This window comes from Lysobacter concretionis Ko07 = DSM 16239 (assembly GCF_000768345.1).
GTDB lineage: Bacteria > Pseudomonadota > Gammaproteobacteria > Xanthomonadales > Xanthomonadaceae > Novilysobacter > Novilysobacter concretionis.
Map to the genome: position 1 here is coordinate 209,446 of NZ_AVPS01000004.1, position 16,296 is coordinate 225,741.

A 16,296-nucleotide genomic window follows, 5' to 3' on the forward strand; every position below is an offset into this window, starting at 1 on the left:
GATGGCACGATGAGATGCACGGCAACGTGCAGCGAGTCGGCGGCCATCATGGGCGGGACTCCAGCCAGACCGGATGCGCGACGCCGATCACGGCGGACGTGCTGACCGGCCCGAAATACCGGCTGTCGAACGACGCCGGGTTGGTCACACTCAAGAGGAACAGTTCGCCGGGTTCGAGGCGGCGGCATTGCTGCCAGGATGGCAGCGGCCGACCCCAGCGGTCAGCAGGCAGCACGGCGGCCGAAGGCACGCCGTCGATGCGGACAACGCGGCCGGTGATGCACACCTCCTGCGGCGCGACGGCGCCCACGCGCTTGAGCAGCGGCACGCGCGCCGGCAGGTAGCCGCGCTGCGCGGCCAGCGCGGCGGCATCTGGCGGCAGCGCGGTCAGGACGATACTGCCCACGAACAAGGGACGTGGCAGCGAGTCGGTGCCGTCGCCCAGCGGATCGACGCGATACCAGCCGACCGCCACGCTGTCGGATGGGTTGTAGATCAGGCGCGGCAGCGGATGCACGAAGGACGCCCAAGCCAGCGCAGCGAGGCCGCAGGCGGACAGGCCCGCCAGCACGATGCGAGCGCGCAGGCGCGAGCGAGGACGCGGCGCGGTGCCGGCAGTCGAAACGGCGGTCATGGCAGCGCCCTCCCGGCCAGCCAGGCGGCGTGCCGCTCGGCGGTGTATTCGGGTAGCGGCAGGCGCGCAGCGAGCCGGTTGGCGAGCGTGCGCCAGTACGCGGGCGAGACAGTGGCGGGTGCGATGCCCAGCGCCTCGATGGCGTCGATGCGCTCCAGCACGGCGCGCACCTGGTTCTCGCTCTCGGCGTGCAGCAGCAGGCGCGCACCCGGCTGCACGCCGGGGATGCGCTGCGCCGCGTCCAGTGGCGTGCAAGCCTGCATCACCATGAGCTGCCAGCGAACGGTGCCGTAGTCGTTGGCCTGCCAGCGGATGCGGCACAACATGGCGCCCGGCAGGAACACCGCGCAGCGCCGCCAGCGGTCGAGCTGGTGCGTGCGCGCAGGTTCACCGAAGCGCAGGTAGAGCTTGAAGCGCGGTTCGATGTAGGCCAGCGCCACGCGCGTCAGCGGCGCGCTGGCACGCTGGCCGGAAGGTGCTGCGAGCGCAGCCGTGGCCGCGCCAGCGGCAGGCGAAGCGGATGCGGTCATGGGGTGTTCTCCCTGCGGTGTTCTGGAAACTCGCGCTCCAGCAGGCCGCGCAGCAGGTCGGCCACGGTCACGCCCTGCGTGAAGGCCGATACCTTGATGCGCGCCCGCATCGCGGGCGTGATGTCGAGGGTCAGGCGGGCGGTGTAGAGGTCGCCTTTGCCCAGCGCATCGGCATCGCCCTGGCGAATCCACGCCTCGGCGTGCGGATTCGCCGGTGGACGCGCGCCGATGCCGACACGCTTTGCGCGAGGTGGCGGCTTCGCTGTCATGTCGGCCACCGCAGCAGCTCGTCCACCAGCGCGGTGATTTCGCGCGCGGCGGCGCTGTCCGGCGCCGTCTCGCGTGCAAGCCGGCCAGCGGCCACGCTGTCGGCGAACACGATGCGCTGATGCACTTCCGCGCGCAGCGCAGGAAGCGGCTGGTCAGCAAGCGCCTGGCGCGCTTCGCGCCCGATCACGGTGGTACTGACGCGCCGGTTGATGACGAAGGCCGCACGCAGCGCAGGCCGGAACACCTGCGCCTCGCGGATCAGCGCCACCATCTCGGCGCTGGCCCACAGGTCGTAAGGACTGGGCTGCACGGGGATCAGCACGCGCTCGGCCGCCAGCAGCGCGGAGCGCGCCAGTGCCGCGATGCGTGGCGGGCCGTCGATGATGACGTGATCGGCCCGCCTGGCGAGTTCTGGCGCTTCCTGATGCAGCGTTTCGCGTGCGAGGCCCACGGCGCTGAACAGCCGTGGCAAGCCTTGCTGGCTTCTGCGCTGTGTCCAGTCCAGCGATGAACCCTGCGGGTCGGCGTCCAGCAGGACGACGTGCTGGCCGCGCATCGCCAGCTCGCCGGCGATGTGCGTGGCGAGCGTGGTCTTGCCCACGCCACCTTTCTGGTTGAGCAGGGCGACGATCATGGCGCGGCCCTCCGTGTTGGAAAGCCGGGTTGTTGCTGCTGCGCTTGTGGCCGCGTGGTGGTTGTCCACCGCAGCGGCGTTTCTCTACTAAAAGTTAGAGAAATTAAGTTAGGGAAGTTAGAGGGCGCGCAAACCCAATGCTGGCGCGGGTTTGCGGCTGATCGGCACGCCTGATAGCACGATAGTCCCACGCCTGATAGCACGATACCCCGCACGCCTGATAGCACGACACCATTCACAGGCTTTCCCGGAGTTATCCCCGTGCCGTCTGCGGCACGGGCCGGAACGTCAGCAGCTCCATGCCGTTGTCGGGCATCCGCTCGATGCCCAGGACGTAACCGGGCAGCGACTGCCGCGCGACGAGCGCGCGCAGATCGCAGGCGAAGTCGTAGGGCTTCGCGGTGCTGCCGGACTTCTGGTGCAGATAGCGGAAGTCGAACTGCCAGCCGTATGCCTGCTTGCCGCCGTGCTTGCGCACCAGGCGGTACAGCCACCGCTCGATGCCGCCGGTGAGCCGGAAATACGCCGGGTCGATGGTCAGCACCAGGGCGGCGTCGAGCACGCCCGCAAAGAACCAGTCCGGCAGGATCAGCTCGATGCCGAGCGGCGTGCCGCGAGCATCGGCCAGTTCTTTCCATTCGTTGATCCACGAGAAGCGGTGCAGGCGCCGCCCGGTCGTCTCGCGGATGGACGTGGCCACCGTGGTCGATTGCAGCCGATCCAGCGCGGCCTTGAGGCGCTGGTAGTCGCGCAGCGACTTGCCGCGCCCGATGAAGCGCAGGATCTCGTAGGGCGTGGCGCGCATCAGCCGCGAAGGGCGCAGGCCCGCGTCCTTCGCTTCCACGATCTGCGAGGCCGCCCATATCAGCACGTCCGCATCCCAAATCGTGGCGATGCCGTGCTCCTGCGTGCCCTCTACGCGGATCGTCACGTTGCCCGCACGGAAGTCGATGGGCTTGACCCGCTTGGACTTGCCGAGCGAGAAGAACGGATAGGCCATCAAATCCTGGCTGTCGCGCGGCGCCATGTCGCCGGGCAAGGCGCGGAACAGGTCGAGCTGTTCGCGCTCCTGCAACGGCCGCTGCCGGGACGGCAGCGCGGTGCTGGACATAGCGATGGCCTGCCGCGCGCCGCCGATCAGCGCGCACGGCTGTCGGCCGAGTGGTGCTCGGCGTATTCGGGATCGGAAGTCGTCTCGAAACTGCGGTCGGCGGCCCAGGCGTCGAGGTCGGCCACGGCGTACATGACGCGGCGGCCGAACTTGCGAAAGCGCGGGCCGCCGCCGATCACGCGCTGCTTTTCCAGCGTGCGCGGCGACAGGCGCAGGTACTCGGCGGCTTCGTCGTTGGTGAGATAGCGTTGGGGCTGCGCGGCAGCGGTCGAGACAGTGGCGGCAGGCCGCAAGGGAGCGGGACGCATGGTGTGAACCTCCATCGGTTGAAAGCGCCCGGCCACACAGCGCGACCGGATGGAGGCAGTCTCAGAAAACCAAGCTGTCCTGCTCAGGGCCGTTTTGCGTCGTCCTCAAAACGACCCTTCTCAAGCGGCGGAAGCTGTGCTAGTCGGCGATAGCCGCCGCACATCAATTCATCGCCACGCCGTACCAGGCGGCGCACCTTCGAGCGCAGCCCGCCGTCGCTGTACCAATCGGCCACGGCGTCCACGCCGAACAAGCCTTCGCCGATCTCGCGCAAGGACGCGCCCGCCAGGGTCGCGTCGAGCGCCTGCAGGGTATGCAGTTCCAGCAGCGCGGAAGGTATTGGCCTGGGCTTGGCATCGACCAGGGCCGCACCGGGTGCTTGGCTGCGCGCAGGCGCTGCAGTACCGCCGCGGTGGGCATAGGCGACAGCCATGCCGTCTTCCAGTCCAGGCGCGAGCGCGAAGCGCAGGCAATGGCCTGGGCTGCGCGCGATCAACGCCAGCCCTTTGCCGTCGTGGAGCAACTGCTTGTGGCCGGGGATGCGCCAGAACGCGAAGGCGGCGGCATCCTGTGGCGGGTCAGCGTCGGGATAGAGCTGCACAACGGCTGCATGGCCAGGCAGCCAAGCCGGATGCGCGTCGCGTGCATCCAGTATCGGGTCTTCCAGCAGGCGCAAGCCCCAGCGGTGCGCCGCTTCCTGTGCCGCCTGTGGCCGATGGTGACAGCGCAGCCAGTCGAGCCGGTAGTCGGGATGCCTGCGCAGGTATTCCCAAGCCAGTGCGAGCGCATCCAGCCAAAAGACATACAGGTATGCGGCAGTGGGATACCAATGCGCGACGTGATGGGGATCGACCATGACGCAACCTCCCGCGAACAGGACTCGCCGCCACGGCAGGGCTACGCGCTACATCGCCATCGTCAGAACGTCATGGGTTAAAAAGTGGATTGGGGCTGTCAAGACCGATTGGCTCCGATGCGTTGCGGTACACGTCTCAATGCTGCGGCGGCAGCGCCCCAATGTGGGGCGCCATACAAGCCAGCCTGCCGCAGCCCGCGCCGGGCATCATGTCTATTTGGATCAGATTGGTGCGGCTACGCCGCAAGAATCTCGATTGAGACCTATCCGGTATGACACCGGACTGAAAAAGTCACAGTAGGCTGTGTTCAGTCCGGGATAGCCCCGTCGCGCTCAGCCAGCCGGGTGTACTCCGACAGCGTGCGTGTCGGTCGGAAGAAGAGGTCGCGCATCACGGGCTGCTGATGCGGCCCGACGATGCCGGCCAGTTCGGACAGCTTGACGGTGCCCTGGGCCGGCATGCCGATCCCCAGGTCGATGAGGCCCCAGGCAGTGTCGCCATCGGCGGGATCGAGCGCGGCCAGCAGCCAGGTCACATGCGCGTCCGGCGTGAACAGCCGAACCACGGGCACCGGGTCGATGGCCCGGCCAGCGGCGCGGGCCTCGCCGTTGGCGAGCAGTTGCGCGCGCTCCGGGACGGTGGCGAGTGGCTGGGGCATGGTCGGCAATCCCACAAATCCAATGATGCACGGATGCGGTTTCACGCCCAAGCACAGAACCGCATAACCGGATTTACGCCTTCGTGTGTAAGCACGGATGCGCTTGCGTGGCTTTGCTGGAACCCGCCGATGTGGATTTCCGTAAAGGCACGAAAACGTAGAACACCAAATGAACACTATAGATTGTAGCCCTATAGGGCGCAATGGGCTGTCATCTTGGTTTTTCGAGGGAAACCATAGGTGGCGGCTGGGAACTCATTGGCGAAGGCGTTGAAGACAGTCAGGAAGGCGCGTGGCTTGAGCCAGGAAGCGTTCTCCGACGTGTCCAGCCGTACCTATATGAGCACCCTCGAACGCGACCTGAAAAGCCCGACCCTGCATAAGCTGGCCGAGCTGTGCGAGGTGATGGAGATCCACCCGCTCACGCTGCTGACGCTGGCCTACGCGGGCGACAGCCCGCGCAAGGCCGACGAGTTGCTGGCGCAGGTGCGCCGGGAGCTGGAGGCGGTGTTGAAGGAGCGCGACGCGGCGAAAACGCGCGCGTGACGCGGTGATGTGCTGCGCACAGCAGCACAGCGCCCCGCCGCAATGAGCGGGGCGCTGCGGCGGTCACGCCGCCTGGGGCTTGCTGCGCGACCAGATCAGGTCGTGCGTGCCGTCCTCGCCTTCGATCAGGCGGGCATAGACCGGAGCCGGGAACGAAGGATCGTCGAGGGTCACGGACTTGTATTCCCGCCCGGCCTCGCTGGTCTTGTTCCAGGCCGCGCCGATGTCGTGGCCGGCGGCCTGGAGGCGGAAGTCGGGGGCGTTCTCGCTGCTGCCCTTGTCGTTGGGAACCAGCTTGACCTTGACGTTGAGCGTCAGGGTGCGAAGCGTGCCGGTGAAGCCGTCTTTGTCGGTGGTGAAGGTGCCGATGTTGGCCATGATGTTTTCTCCTTTCTGTTGAACAAGGTTCGCGCCCATCGCGTCCTTGTTGTGATCCGGCCGGCGGGGGACGGGCTGGCTGCACCGCTTGCGGTCGCAACGCAGTGGAGAGCCGGGAGGCGAAAAGAATTTGCCGCGCGAGGAAGCCGCGCAGCGGCGGGGAAATTGTTTTCGCCGGACGGTTGCAGCCATGAAGCCCGAGGCGCAGCCGCGCCCCCCGCCAGGATTCACAACGAGACAAGGACGCCTTGGGCCGAACCGCTCCGAAAGGAGATAGGGCCGACTCGGCATCCCCGCCCGAAGGCTTCTCCGGCTCGCCCGCTGACGCGGGCCAGGTCAACCCCGAAACGACAGGCGAGAATGCCCACGCCACACCTTGCGGCGCCGGTCTTGAGGCGTGGCTTGGAAGCTCCATAGCGATGCCGGGCGGGTCGTCCGTGAACCGTCCTTCGTGACGTGATGGGCAGGAACCGCCAGCGTTGAGGACGGCACGCACCTGCACAACCTGCCGCAGCGAGCGCCAGCGTGTTCGCCAGCGCCCCGTCCATCGCGGCGGGGCGCTGGCCGGGCCGATCCGGCGCAGCCGGTTCGGCGGCATTGAGGGGTGCCAAGCATCGCGCGGCGGGGATAGCCCGCAGGGCTTTCCCCTGGAGGCAAGCGAAGCGCGCAGCGCCGCAGGCGCGAAGGCGTGAGGGATTGAAGCCGAATGGCCGTGACGGCAAAGACGGCACGGGGCGCAGCCCGAAAGCCCGGCGGCGCTGTGCGCCGACACGCCCTAACATGACGATTACGAACAGCGAAGCCCACGCCCAAGGAAGCACCGATGGAAGAAAAGCGCATCCATGAGTTCTTCAAGCGATACCAGCACTTCTTCCGCCAAGGACTGAAAAACGAAGCGGACATGGAGCAGGTCGCCTCGTCCTACGCCACTGCCTTCATCGCGGCCTCGCCAGCCGGGGTCATGGCAGGCCAGAACGACGAGCAACTGAAACAGGTCATGCGCCAAGGATTCGAGCGCTACCGCCAGCTCGGCACGAAGGACATGATGCTGCGCGGGGTTCGCATCGACCCCATCGACGACCACCACTGCCTCGCGCACGTCGCCTGGACGGCGACCTATGACCGGGGCGCAGCCCCGGACGTGTCCATCGACTTCGACGTTCATTACCTGATGCAGCAGCTTGACGGCGAACCCAAGATATTCGGCTGGGTATCAGGTGACGAACAGGCGCTGCTGAGGCAGCACGGCATCGTCTGATGCCGCCGCCGCGAAGGCAGCGGCGTTCTGATTCGGTTGTTGGCCTTGAACACCGGGCGCGGCCACTGCCGCGCCCGGATTTTGCGTCCACCGCGCCCAGGACGGTACGGCATGGGCGCGGTGCTGATCGCGGTTATTCCTTCGTCTCGATGAGCCACCACACGGCACGCGGCAAGGTGCGGCCCGTGATGGGATGAATGTCGGTGAGGTCGGCGCGGGCCGACCAGCCCGAGGGCGGGCGGTAGCCGCGCACGTCGTCTGCGCCGTGCCAGCGGCGGGCGCGTACGGTGCCGGGTGCGTAGATCGCCGCCATGCGCGGGCGGCTGGTGGTGGTGCGGGTCATGGGGGCTTCTCCTTGCAGCGAAGCGCCCCGGTCGAGGCCGGGGCGCTTGCCTTCGGCGCGGCTCAAGCGGCCAGCGCCTCGGCGGGTTCATCCGCCATTGCTTCGGCATCCTCCGGGGCGTCCTGCTTCGGGCTTTCTTCCTGCGCGGCATCCTGCGGGCCAGCGGCCTTGAAGATGGCGGGCATCCAGCCCGTGCCATCGGCCAGCCGCTCGGCCTCACTGGCAATGTCGGCCTTCTTGAGCTTCGCCAGCCGGGTGACGGATTCCGGTGCAAACGCGCCTACGGTATCCAGAATCGCGGCCTTGGAAGCGTGCTTGAAGTAGCCTTCTGCGGTCGGCTTCCACCATGCGGCCATGTCGAGGCCCACGGCCTGCGCCAGTTCCTCGCCGGGCCGGTGCGTCGTGGCGCGGGGCGTCACCACGTCCACCGTGGAAGCCACGCACACGGCCAGCAGCCGCAACAGTTCGTCTTGCGGCTTCGCCAGCAGCGCGGCAAACAGTTCGGCGCTGTCCTCCGGCAAGGCAACACCTGCCACCTGTTGCAGTTCGCGCAGCGCCACGGCGGCGGGCGATTCCGGCCAGTCCGGGGCCATGCCTTCCAGCCGGTCTTGCACCGTGAGGCGCACGCCCAGCGGCAGGCCATCGCCGTAGGCGTCGGGCTGCAAGACGGTCTGCACCATGCCATGCACAAGCGCGGCGAGCGCGACGTGCGGATGCCGTGCGACTTCGATTTGCAGCGCCGCCGTGCGGTGGGCACTCAGCCGCTGCGCCAGCCGGTCGGACAGGCTCGCAGCCTTGGGCGCGTCGTCGGCGTTCTCGTGCTCGTCGTTGGCGGCTTCGCCTTCGGTGCTGCCAAAACCGCGCCGCAGCTTTTCCAGCGTGCGCAGCGCCTTGGCCTCGGCCTCACGCAGCAGGCCGCGATGAATGACGGCCTCGCCGTTGCGGTCGATGGTGACGATGGCACCGGCCACCTCGCGCACCTCGGGGGCGTAGCCTTGCAAGGCTTCCTCCGCGTCTTGCAGTTCCCCGACCACCTGATCGCGCCGCTGTTCCAGCTTCTCGGCCTTGGCCTCGTCTTCGGCGTCGCAGGCTTCTTCCAGTTCGGCGTCGATCTTTTCGAGGCGGGTTTCCAGCGAGGCGATGCGGCGGGCCTCGCGGGTGGTCGGCTCGCGACGATGGCGCGGGGCGTTCTGGAACGCCTGCCGTTCCTCATAGGCCAGATGCGGCACGGCCTCCACCCATGCCCAGCCCTCGGCGCGCACGTCCTCGGCCAGCGTTGCCAGCTTGTCGCGCACCAGCGTTTCCAGCATTGGGGTATCGGTGAGGTAGGTTCCGGCATCGCCTTCCGCGAACAGGTCGCGGCGGATGCCGCCGCCTGCCTGCTGGTAGGTTTCCAGCCCGACGAAGCGCACCAGCGCGTGCGTGGCGTCGATTTCGCGCTCGGTCAGGCGCTCGCGCAGCTTGGACGGGCTGCGCTGCCATTCCGGCGCACCATAGAACGCGGCTTCCTGCGCGGCGTGGTCGTCGGTGATGGTCAAGGCCATCAACTGTTCCAGCGTGACGGTTCCGGCGCGGTAGTCGGCCATCAGGCGCGGCGCGATGTGGGCGAGCTTCAAGCGGCGCTGCACCACCAACGGGGACACGCCGAAGTCTGCGGCAATGTCCTCGATGGGCCGACCTTCCTTGACCAGCGCGGCGAACGCCTCGAACTGGTCGGCGGGGTGCATCTGCTCGCGCATCAGGTTTTCCGCGAGGCTGACGGTACGGGCCGAAGCATCGGGCACCAGCAGGCACGGCACTTCGTAGTCGGCGGGAATGCGCTTCTTCTTCGCCAGCAGCTTCAAGGCGGTCAGGCGACGATCACCGGCCACCACCTCGTAAGTCTCGCCATCGGCGGAAAGGATGACGATCAGGTTTTGCAGCAAGCCGATGCGGGCAATGCTCGCGGCCAGTTCGGGGATGGACAGGCGCGGCATCTTGCGGGCGTTGCGCTTGGAGCGGCGCGGCAGCAACTGCGAGAGCGGAACCAGAATCAGGTTCTTGGACGGGTCGGCCATTTCCAGCGGTGCGGCGGCTTCGATGGCGACGGTTTCGGTTTTGGGTACGGCGTTCATGGTGATAACTCCTTGCGGTTGGGATGCAGCAGCGAGAGAAGCGGCAAGGGCTGCTGCCTGCCCTTGCCGCGTGGGGATTCAGGCTTTCAACTGGCGCAGGCCATCGGCCAGCAGCCACAGGGCGCGGTTCAGGCGCACGCTTTGGTCGATGCCCTGCACGGGCCGGGTGGTCTGGCGGCGGCCATTTGCGGCGCGAGCGGACAGGCCGCCTTTGGTCAAGTTCTCCTGCGTGCGGTTGAACACGCTCCACAGGTCGCGGCGGTCGTCGTCATGGCGGCGCGGCATCAGGATTTGCGATTCCGTGATGGGCGCGGGCTTGTCCTCGTCATACTTCAACGCCAGCGCAGCGCGGGCGAACACTTCCGATTCCCCGGCGTCGAGCGTGATGGCGCGCATGGCATCGCGGGATTCCTGCGCCCGGTCGAAGCCGTGCAGGACTTCGTAAGCGCCTTCGATGACGTGCCCGGCTACGTCGCCCTTGTGGGGCACGCGCACGTCGGCCACGGTGTCACCGCAGACAAGGCCATTGCTGCAAACGAAGCGGAACATCCCGGCCAGCATCTGATAGCTGCTGGTGCCGTCATGGGAGTTCAGCAGGATGATTTCGTTGGCCTCGCGGCCGTTGATCTGGCTGGCGTGACGCAGGCGGATCATGTGCTTGGTGTAGTCGCGGCGGTCGTCGTGGCGCACGCGGGTCTGCGTCACCATGAAAGGCTCGAAGCCTTCCCCGCGCAGTTCTTGCAGCACGGTCGCGGTGGGGATGTAGCTGTACCGCTCGGAGCGGCTTTCGTGCGGTGCCTCCGCGAAGATGGACGGGGCCACGGCCCGGATTTGGTCATCGGACAAGGGACGTTCCGAACGCAGCACCGGAGAACGGGAAGCGAAGCGGGATGCGAGTTGCATGGCATTTCTCCTGACAAAGAAAGAAGGGTTTGCTGTTCACACCGCACACCGGATTCCTAGATTCGGAGCCCAGCCTTTCGGCTGTTTGGTGCGGTCGGCACGAGGAACCCGGTTGGCCCTGTTGCCACCGTCTTTCCTGAGTTCATCGCCCGCGACGGTCAGGAGCGCGCGGACGGGTGCCGTCAAGGAGGCAAGCGCAGGGTTGGTGCGGCCCGCAGCGAAGCGAGGACACGGCCCTGCGCGCCTTGACGGCACACGGGCGCGGGCTACAGTCGCGGTGAAGGTGATGAAGTCAGGGGAGACGGCTGGACAAGGCAACGGCCCCTCAACACGCCGACCGCACGGCAAGCGAAGCGCGCAGGCCCGGATCTGGAAGCCGGGCCGGAGGCGTCAGCCGAGCGGAGCGAGGGAACGATGGAAGCCCGGAAGGGGCGAGACGCCGCAGGCGGCTCGATGCGCAGCGCGCACGACAGCGCGACCGGCCATGTTTCTTGGCCGGGGACGCACAGCCTTCAATGCTCGATGCACAAGCTCATGCGCCAGTCATCGGGAAACAGGTTCGACAGCGGCGGCTGCGATCTGGCCGATCCGGCGCCGCCGGTTCGGCGGTCTTTGAGGGGCGCGAAGCATTGCGCGGCGGGGATAGCCCGCAGGGCTTTCCCCCGGAGGCAAGCGAAGCGCGCAGCGCCCCGGAAGGGGCGCGAAGGCATCACGCCGAGTCGTCAGGACGCAGGCTGGATTCCGACACCGGCATCCACGGCGATGACGAGTCCAGCAGGTAGCGCGCACCACGCGCGTACAGACCAGACAGCCCGGCGGGCTGGTAGAACCCGGCGACGCGGCGCCGAAACCGCGCGCCGTATTCGTTGGTGTAGATCACCGCGTCGCCGATCTTGAAGCGCAAGGGCTGGCCGTTCTCTGGCGCGAACGGCTTGAGCGCATCGTGCTGCGCGGTGATCTCGATGATGTAGTCGTGATGGCTGCTCATGGCATTGATCTCCTTCGATGGTCAAGAAAGCGCAAGGAGCGCCTTGCGGCGCTCCCAGGGCCGGGTCAGACAGCAATCCGCCCGACCAGCCGCGCATCGCGCGCGTAGGCGCTCAATCGCTTCTCGGCCCGGAAAGACAGGTCACGCTCGATCGGCAGGCCCAACCCGCCGCGCACAGTCGTCAGTTCGCCCAGGCTGACCCAGCCGATTTCCGGCGCACCCAGGCCCAGGTCGCAAAGACCAAAGGCGTGGTCGTGGTCGTCGGGATCAATCTCGGTCAGCAGCCAGGTCGCGCCGGCGTCCGGCGTGAACAGCTTGACCACGGGGGCCGGATCGAAGTCCGGGTTCTCCAGCGATTCGCGGCCTTTGGCCAGCAGCACGATGCGCTGTTCGTCAGTGATGAGTGCGTTGTTCATGGTGAACTCCTGAAAGGTTGCCGGGCGGATTTGGGTCAACGACGGCCGCCAGGACGCAAGCGCCATCGGCGCGCAGCCCTTGACGGCGAGAACGCCGTGGCACGATGAAGGGAACAGCAAGACCGCCTCCCTCACACCTCCACGCAGCCCGGTTTTCGGCAAGTGCGCAGCACGCGCAGGCCCGCGAGGGCCGGAGTTGCGCCGCCGGGCGCAGCAAAAAATGGGGGCCGAAGCCCCCAAAGGTCAAAGCAGGCCGCGCTCGGCGAATGACGTGGTACGGCTTCCCGCGACGATGATGTGATCCAACGTGCGAACGTCCACCAGCGCCAGCGCCTGCCGAAGCTGCGAGGTCAGCGCCTTGTCGGCCGCGCTCGGCTCGGGGTTCCCGCTCGGATGGTTGTGCGAAACGATGACCGCCGCCGCATTGAGCCGCAGCGCCAGCTTGACCACCTCGCGCGGATGCACCTCGGCGGCGTCGATCGTGCCGTGGAACATCTCCACGTAGTCGATCAGCCGATGGCGCGTGTCGAGGAACAACACCGCGAAGACTTCGTGCTCGAAGCCGGCCAGCTTGGCGCGCAGGTAGTCCTTGACCACCACCGGCGAAGTGAACTCGGCGCCACGCTGCATCTTCTGTTCGATAACCTGGCGTGCGGCTTCCAGAATCTGGTCGGCGTCCGCCGGCCGATAGCGCCCACGGCCATCGCGCACCATCAGCGGGGTATCGAGTGAGAGGGTCAGTTGCGACATGATCGTGCTCCGGTTGCTCGGGCGGAATTGCCCGGAACCGGCGCCAGCACGGCGCAGCGCAAGCAGTCAGGGGTCGCTAGACGGCCGCGAGGACGCAAGCGCGCATGGCGCGCGCCGCCCTTGACAGCGAGAACGCCGTGATACGGTGAAGGGAACAGCAAGACCGCCCACACCCGCCCACTGCACACAGTCGGCTTTGGGGGCAAGCGGAGCGCGCAGGCCCGAGAGGGCCGGAGGCGTCAGGGGTCAAAGCCGAATGGCCGCGACTCGGCACGAGGCGCGGGGCGCAGCCCGCGAACCAGACGGCGCATCGCGCCGGGACGCACGGCCTTGGCTTTCATGGATATTGGGGCCGCGGGTCGGCCAGAATGTGCGAAGCGCTTTGTTACTATTCCAAAGGACAAGTCCGGGGCGATCGGGTATCCGGAAGAATCCAAATACATCTGTAGGGACGACATGACGACGCCACAGCCGACCACCTTCGGTCAACAACTTTTCTTCAGTCCGGAAGCCGGCACTTGGAAGGCGCTCAGGCCGGACGCGGCTGGCGAGGCCGATGATGCCAAGAGGCAGCAGATGCTGTCGGAGGCCGCCGCAGCGCGCGAAGAACTGAAGGCGGTATTGCTGTCCTCGCTTCAGATGCAACATGTGGTTGCACTCGCAGGAAGTGGAACATCTCTGGGAGAGATCAACGGTCCTTCGATGTGGACGCTGTGGGACCACTGCGTGAACTCGAATCCCGACACTGGAAAGGATGAGCGGAAGCCGACCGAGCAGGCTGAAGCTGTCATTTCTGAGATCGGCTATGAGACTGCCGTCGAACATGAGAACATCGAGGCCCTTCTTTCACGGTGTGACGCATACCTTCAGATCAAGAAGAGCGAGCAGGTCGAAAAATTCGTATCCGCCTCAAAGGCCGTGATCCTGAAGAAGTGCTCCGCTTTTCTCAATGGAGCCGACGATTCAAAGTTGGCGAGCCATCGCACGTTCCTACATCGACTGTCTCGTCGCCGCGTCCGCGACTCGCGGATGAAGTTGTTCACGACGAACTACGATCTGTGCTTTGAGCGCGCTGCTGGCAAGCAGGGGCTGGTCTTGCTCGACGGTTTCTCGTTCACGCAGCCCAGGCAATTTGACCCGCGGTTCTTCCTATACGACATCGTCCGCCGACCTTCGACCGGCGATGAGGTCGGCAATCCGCTGGAGGGTGTGTTTCACCTCTACAAATTGCATGGTTCGGTCAACTGGGATCAGTCCAGTTCGGGCGATATCGAGATCAAGACCGATCCAACACCGGAAACGGCCTGTCTCATCTATCCCGCCAAAGGAAAATACCAACAGTCCTACGTACAACCGCACCTGGAACTGATCTCCCAGTACCTGGCGGCGCTGCGTGAACCGAATACCTGCCTCATTGTCTCGGGGTTCGGCTTCAATGACGATCACTTGTCTGAACCTATTGTCGCGGCGGTCCGCACCAACCCGCATTTGCGGTTGATCATCGTCAATCCCTCGGCGGACGACCTGACCTCCCGGCCCAAGGAAAACAACCGATACTGGGATGCGCTCTACAGCCTCGCTAAACAGGGCGAGGATGTGTGGCTGATCAATGCCACGTTCAGCGAGTTCGCCGAGATGATTCCGGACCTCAAATCGCTGACGCCCGCGCAGCGGCTCACGCGCGACATCAAGTCGCTGGTCAAACCGACATGAGTACCGCGCTCGACGTCACCGACGCTTTTCCGCGCGGATTGCTCCGACCGGAGTTGTATGTTGGCCAGTTGTGCTCCGTTTCCGCCCAGGTGGTGAAGTTCAACCTCAACGAGGCGGGCTCGCCCAGCGGTTCCCACTTTCTGGGTGGCCGATACGGAAAAGGTGAGGTTGGAGAGTTCGTCCTGATCGAGGGACAGATCAACCTCCTGCTTGGACGGGTGGTCGAGATCCATTTGCCAGATGCCGACAGGCGCCTGATCGACACCTCGCATGGCAGGGTGCCGGATCTGGACGGCATCGGGACGATCCAACTGCTGGGCTCCATCGCAATGGACTCACTTCGAATCTCGGCGGGCGTTGACTCCTATCCTCGCTTGGGCGACCGCGTTTACGCTGCGCCGCACAGCTTCATCGCCAACTTACCGAAGTTCATGGAGGCGGCGGAGACCGAAGCGAGCCACGTCCTTCTCAAGCTGGGCTCGATCGATGTCGCGCCTGAAAGCTACGTGTCGGTCAAGCCGGAGAAACTGTTCGGCCGGCACTGCGCGATTCTGGGCGCCACTGGCGGCGGCAAGAGTTGGACGACCGCTCGGATCATTGAAGAATGCCTGCGCTACAAGACCAAGATCATCCTCTTGGACGCGACGGGGGAATATCGCGGGTTCGACGGAGAACACGTCTCAAATCTTCACCTGGGTGCGCCGGTCAGCACTGCGAAGTCTTCTGCTTCTTGTTCGTTGCCGCATACGTCCTTCATGGAGTCGGACTTTATCGCGCTGTTCGAGCCTGCTGGCAAGGTTCAGGGGCCGAAACTGCGTGCGGCGATTCGCAGCCTTCGACTCGCCACTCTCGCTCCTCATGTTGCGACAGGCGGGATTATCAAGAAGATCGATCAGTCTAAGGTCCCGATCCTGACCGAAGAAGCCAAGGCTGGCATCGCGGAGAAACTTGATGATCCACAGCAAGCGTTCGACGTGTGGAAGCTCGTTTCACAGATCGAGCAGGAGTGCGTTTACCCGGACGGATTCGGCGTGGCCCGGGGATCAAAAGACACCACAAAATGGGGTGGCGACTCGGGCGAGGTCTCATACTGCCTGTCCTTGATGTCGCGCATTAGCGGCATTCTCAGTTCATCGTCCTTCGACTGTGTCTTCAAGTCGAAGGCTCCTGCATTGACGGAAAGCATCTCATCCTTCGTCTCCAACGAAGATCGGTTGCTTCGGATATGCCTGAGTGGCGTTGCCTTTGAGTTCAAGGCGCGCGAGATCATCGCGAACGTGATCGGACGGCATCTTCTCAACATGGCACGCGATGGCGCATTCAAGAGTTGCCCTGTTGTCGTCATCGTCGATGAGGCACACAACTTTCTCGGGCGGCATATCGGAGCCGATGACGCGGTTGCCCGCCTGGACGCATTCGAGTTGATCGCCAAAGAGGGCCGTAAGTACGGACTCAATATCTGTCTGTCAACTCAGCGCCCACGCGACATAACGGAAGGTGTTCTGAGCCAGATGGGAACACTCGTGGTACATCGGCTCACGAATGATCGGGACCGCGAGGTTGTCGAACGCGCCTGCGGCGAAATCGACCGATCGGCATCGTCGTTTCTGCCCAATCTGAAGCCCGGCGAGGCTGCGATCATCGGCGCCGATTTCCCCATCCCGTTGACCATTCAAGTCTTCCCGCCGAGCGCGAAGCCTTTTTCTGACGGTCCCAACTACCAGACCCACTGGAAGGTATAGGGATCGCCTGAATTTCGAGTAGGCTGCCGAATGATTTGAGGATTAACGGCGGTGAGTCGAACTTGCCGACGATGAAGAAGCCCGCTGGGGGGCGAGACTCGTACAGCGAGGCCTGATGTGCAGTAAGACAGCGCGCCGGCGG

19 protein-coding genes are annotated in these 16,296 nt (G+C 65.5%); 4 read left to right on the top strand and 15 right to left on the bottom strand.

The window, feature by feature from the left end:
• Positions 1 to 46: 46 nt before the first annotated feature.
• The 8 genes from N792_RS05535 to N792_RS05570 form a co-directional block, all read right to left on the bottom strand.
• Positions 47 to 634: a S26 family signal peptidase gene (locus N792_RS05535; RefSeq protein WP_036193260.1), complete on the bottom strand. Its 588-nt coding sequence runs from the start codon at positions 632 to 634 to the stop codon at positions 47 to 49.
• Positions 631 to 1,164 (bottom strand): DUF2840 domain-containing protein, encoded by a 534-nt coding sequence (locus tag N792_RS05540; RefSeq protein ID WP_036193262.1) that lies wholly within the window; start codon positions 1,162 to 1,164, stop codon positions 631 to 633. The genes N792_RS05535 and N792_RS05540 overlap by 4 nt, the downstream gene beginning before the upstream one ends.
• Entirely contained in the window at positions 1,161 to 1,433 is a 273-nt protein-coding gene (locus N792_RS05545) for a hypothetical protein (RefSeq protein WP_003111892.1), read from the bottom strand. Before N792_RS05545 ends, N792_RS05540 begins: the two co-directional genes overlap by 4 nt.
• Positions 1,430 to 2,068 carry a ParA family partition ATPase gene (gene parA / locus N792_RS05550; protein ID WP_033834762.1) on the bottom strand — a complete coding sequence of 213 codons (639 nt, stop codon included), beginning with the start codon at positions 2,066 to 2,068 and terminating at the stop codon, positions 1,430 to 1,432. Before parA ends, N792_RS05545 begins: the two co-directional genes overlap by 4 nt.
• A 253-nt stretch (positions 2,069 to 2,321) precedes the next feature.
• The gene (locus tag N792_RS05555; RefSeq protein WP_036193270.1) at positions 2,322 to 3,179 is read right to left on the bottom strand and encodes a replication initiator protein A; all 858 of its coding nucleotides are present in this window, start codon (positions 3,177 to 3,179) and stop codon (positions 2,322 to 2,324) included.
• A 26-nt stretch (positions 3,180 to 3,205) separates the two neighbouring features.
• On the bottom strand, positions 3,206 to 3,487 hold the full coding sequence (locus N792_RS05560; RefSeq protein WP_003107109.1) for a helix-turn-helix transcriptional regulator: 282 nt from the start codon (positions 3,485 to 3,487) through the stop codon (positions 3,206 to 3,208).
• A gap of 83 nt (positions 3,488 to 3,570) precedes the next feature.
• On the bottom strand, positions 3,571 to 4,344 hold the full coding sequence (locus N792_RS05565; RefSeq protein ID WP_036193272.1) for a DUF2285 domain-containing protein: 774 nt from the start codon (positions 4,342 to 4,344) through the stop codon (positions 3,571 to 3,573).
• Positions 4,345 to 4,652: 308 nt separating this feature from the next.
• Positions 4,653 to 5,003, bottom strand: coding sequence for a DUF2958 domain-containing protein (locus N792_RS05570; RefSeq protein ID WP_036193275.1), 351 nt, complete (start codon positions 5,001 to 5,003; stop codon positions 4,653 to 4,655).
• Between the two features lie 240 nt (positions 5,004 to 5,243).
• Between N792_RS05570 and N792_RS05575 the strand changes: the two genes are divergently transcribed.
• Complete coding sequence (locus N792_RS05575) at positions 5,244 to 5,549, top strand: helix-turn-helix domain-containing protein (protein ID WP_036193277.1); 306 nt, start codon at positions 5,244 to 5,246, stop codon at positions 5,547 to 5,549.
• A gap of 63 nt (positions 5,550 to 5,612) precedes the next feature.
• Here N792_RS05575 and N792_RS05580 read toward each other — a convergent pair whose 3' ends face one another.
• A complete protein-coding gene (locus N792_RS05580) occupies positions 5,613 to 5,927 on the bottom strand; it encodes a DUF736 domain-containing protein (protein ID WP_003107092.1) in 315 nt (104 codons plus the stop codon).
• A gap of 823 nt (positions 5,928 to 6,750) precedes the next feature.
• Between N792_RS05580 and N792_RS05585 the strand changes: the two genes are divergently transcribed.
• Positions 6,751 to 7,185 (top strand): hypothetical protein, encoded by a 435-nt coding sequence (locus tag N792_RS05585; protein WP_036193280.1) that lies wholly within the window; start codon positions 6,751 to 6,753, stop codon positions 7,183 to 7,185.
• A 133-nt stretch (positions 7,186 to 7,318) separates the two neighbouring features.
• On the opposite strand, the gene N792_RS05590 is transcribed toward N792_RS05585, so the two are convergent.
• The 6 genes from N792_RS05590 to radC all read right to left on the bottom strand — a co-directional run bounded on the left by N792_RS05590 (position 7,319) and on the right by radC (position 12,699).
• Positions 7,319 to 7,528: a hypothetical protein gene (locus N792_RS05590; RefSeq protein WP_036193281.1), complete on the bottom strand. Its 210-nt coding sequence runs from the start codon at positions 7,526 to 7,528 to the stop codon at positions 7,319 to 7,321.
• A gap of 62 nt (positions 7,529 to 7,590) precedes the next feature.
• A complete protein-coding gene (locus N792_RS05595; RefSeq protein ID WP_036193282.1) occupies positions 7,591 to 9,642 on the bottom strand; it encodes a ParB/RepB/Spo0J family partition protein in 2,052 nt (683 codons plus the stop codon).
• Between the two features lie 78 nt (positions 9,643 to 9,720).
• Positions 9,721 to 10,545 carry a DUF932 domain-containing protein gene (locus N792_RS05600; RefSeq protein WP_019396530.1) on the bottom strand — a complete coding sequence of 275 codons (825 nt, stop codon included), beginning with the start codon at positions 10,543 to 10,545 and terminating at the stop codon, positions 9,721 to 9,723.
• A gap of 709 nt (positions 10,546 to 11,254) precedes the next feature.
• Positions 11,255 to 11,533: a hypothetical protein gene (locus tag N792_RS05605; protein WP_036193283.1), complete on the bottom strand. Its 279-nt coding sequence runs from the start codon at positions 11,531 to 11,533 to the stop codon at positions 11,255 to 11,257.
• Between the two features lie 65 nt (positions 11,534 to 11,598).
• Positions 11,599 to 12,069, bottom strand: coding sequence for a DUF2958 domain-containing protein (locus tag N792_RS05610; protein WP_425478846.1), 471 nt, complete (start codon positions 12,067 to 12,069; stop codon positions 11,599 to 11,601).
• Between the two features lie 123 nt (positions 12,070 to 12,192).
• Positions 12,193 to 12,699 (bottom strand): RadC family protein, encoded by a 507-nt coding sequence (gene radC, locus N792_RS05615; RefSeq protein WP_036193286.1) that lies wholly within the window; start codon positions 12,697 to 12,699, stop codon positions 12,193 to 12,195.
• A 339-nt stretch (positions 12,700 to 13,038) separates the two neighbouring features.
• Between radC and N792_RS05620 the strand changes: the two genes are divergently transcribed.
• Both N792_RS05620 and N792_RS05625 read left to right on the top strand, forming a co-directional pair.
• A complete protein-coding gene (locus N792_RS05620; RefSeq protein ID WP_197540957.1) occupies positions 13,039 to 14,412 on the top strand; it encodes an SIR2 family protein in 1,374 nt (457 codons plus the stop codon).
• Positions 14,409 to 16,154 carry an ATP-binding protein gene (locus N792_RS05625; RefSeq protein WP_036193288.1) on the top strand — a complete coding sequence of 582 codons (1,746 nt, stop codon included), beginning with the start codon at positions 14,409 to 14,411 and terminating at the stop codon, positions 16,152 to 16,154. Before N792_RS05620 ends, N792_RS05625 begins: the two co-directional genes overlap by 4 nt.
• Positions 16,155 to 16,296 lie beyond the last annotated feature (142 nt).

Bases quoted from the DNA above. Each gene is read 5' to 3' on its own strand.
- N792_RS05535 (WP_036193260.1), bottom strand. From the start codon at position 634: ATGACCGCCGTTTCGACTGCCGGCACCGCGCCGCGTCCTCGCTCGCGC.
- N792_RS05540 (WP_036193262.1), bottom strand. From the start codon at position 1,164: ATGACCGCATCCGCTTCGCCTGCCGCTGGCGCGGCCACGGCTGCGCTC.
- N792_RS05545 (WP_003111892.1), bottom strand. From the start codon at position 1,433: ATGACAGCGAAGCCGCCACCTCGCGCAAAGCGTGTCGGCATCGGCGCG.
- parA (WP_033834762.1), bottom strand. From the start codon at position 2,068: ATGATCGTCGCCCTGCTCAACCAGAAAGGTGGCGTGGGCAAGACCACG.
- N792_RS05555 (WP_036193270.1), bottom strand. From the start codon at position 3,179: ATGTCCAGCACCGCGCTGCCGTCCCGGCAGCGGCCGTTGCAGGAGCGC.
- N792_RS05560 (WP_003107109.1), bottom strand. From the start codon at position 3,487: ATGCGTCCCGCTCCCTTGCGGCCTGCCGCCACTGTCTCGACCGCTGCC.
- N792_RS05565 (WP_036193272.1), bottom strand. From the start codon at position 4,344: ATGGTCGATCCCCATCACGTCGCGCATTGGTATCCCACTGCCGCATAC.
- N792_RS05570 (WP_036193275.1), bottom strand. From the start codon at position 5,003: ATGCCCCAGCCACTCGCCACCGTCCCGGAGCGCGCGCAACTGCTCGCC.
- N792_RS05580 (WP_003107092.1), bottom strand. From the start codon at position 5,927: ATGGCCAACATCGGCACCTTCACCACCGACAAAGACGGCTTCACCGGC.
- N792_RS05585 (WP_036193280.1), top strand. From the start codon at position 6,751: ATGGAAGAAAAGCGCATCCATGAGTTCTTCAAGCGATACCAGCACTTC.
- N792_RS05590 (WP_036193281.1), bottom strand. From the start codon at position 7,528: ATGACCCGCACCACCACCAGCCGCCCGCGCATGGCGGCGATCTACGCA.
- N792_RS05595 (WP_036193282.1), bottom strand. From the start codon at position 9,642: ATGAACGCCGTACCCAAAACCGAAACCGTCGCCATCGAAGCCGCCGCA.
- N792_RS05600 (WP_019396530.1), bottom strand. From the start codon at position 10,545: ATGCAACTCGCATCCCGCTTCGCTTCCCGTTCTCCGGTGCTGCGTTCG.
- N792_RS05605 (WP_036193283.1), bottom strand. From the start codon at position 11,533: ATGAGCAGCCATCACGACTACATCATCGAGATCACCGCGCAGCACGAT.
- radC (WP_036193286.1), bottom strand. From the start codon at position 12,699: ATGTCGCAACTGACCCTCTCACTCGATACCCCGCTGATGGTGCGCGAT.
- N792_RS05620 (WP_197540957.1), top strand. From the start codon at position 13,039: ATGGATATTGGGGCCGCGGGTCGGCCAGAATGTGCGAAGCGCTTTGTT.
- N792_RS05625 (WP_036193288.1), top strand. From the start codon at position 14,409: ATGAGTACCGCGCTCGACGTCACCGACGCTTTTCCGCGCGGATTGCTC.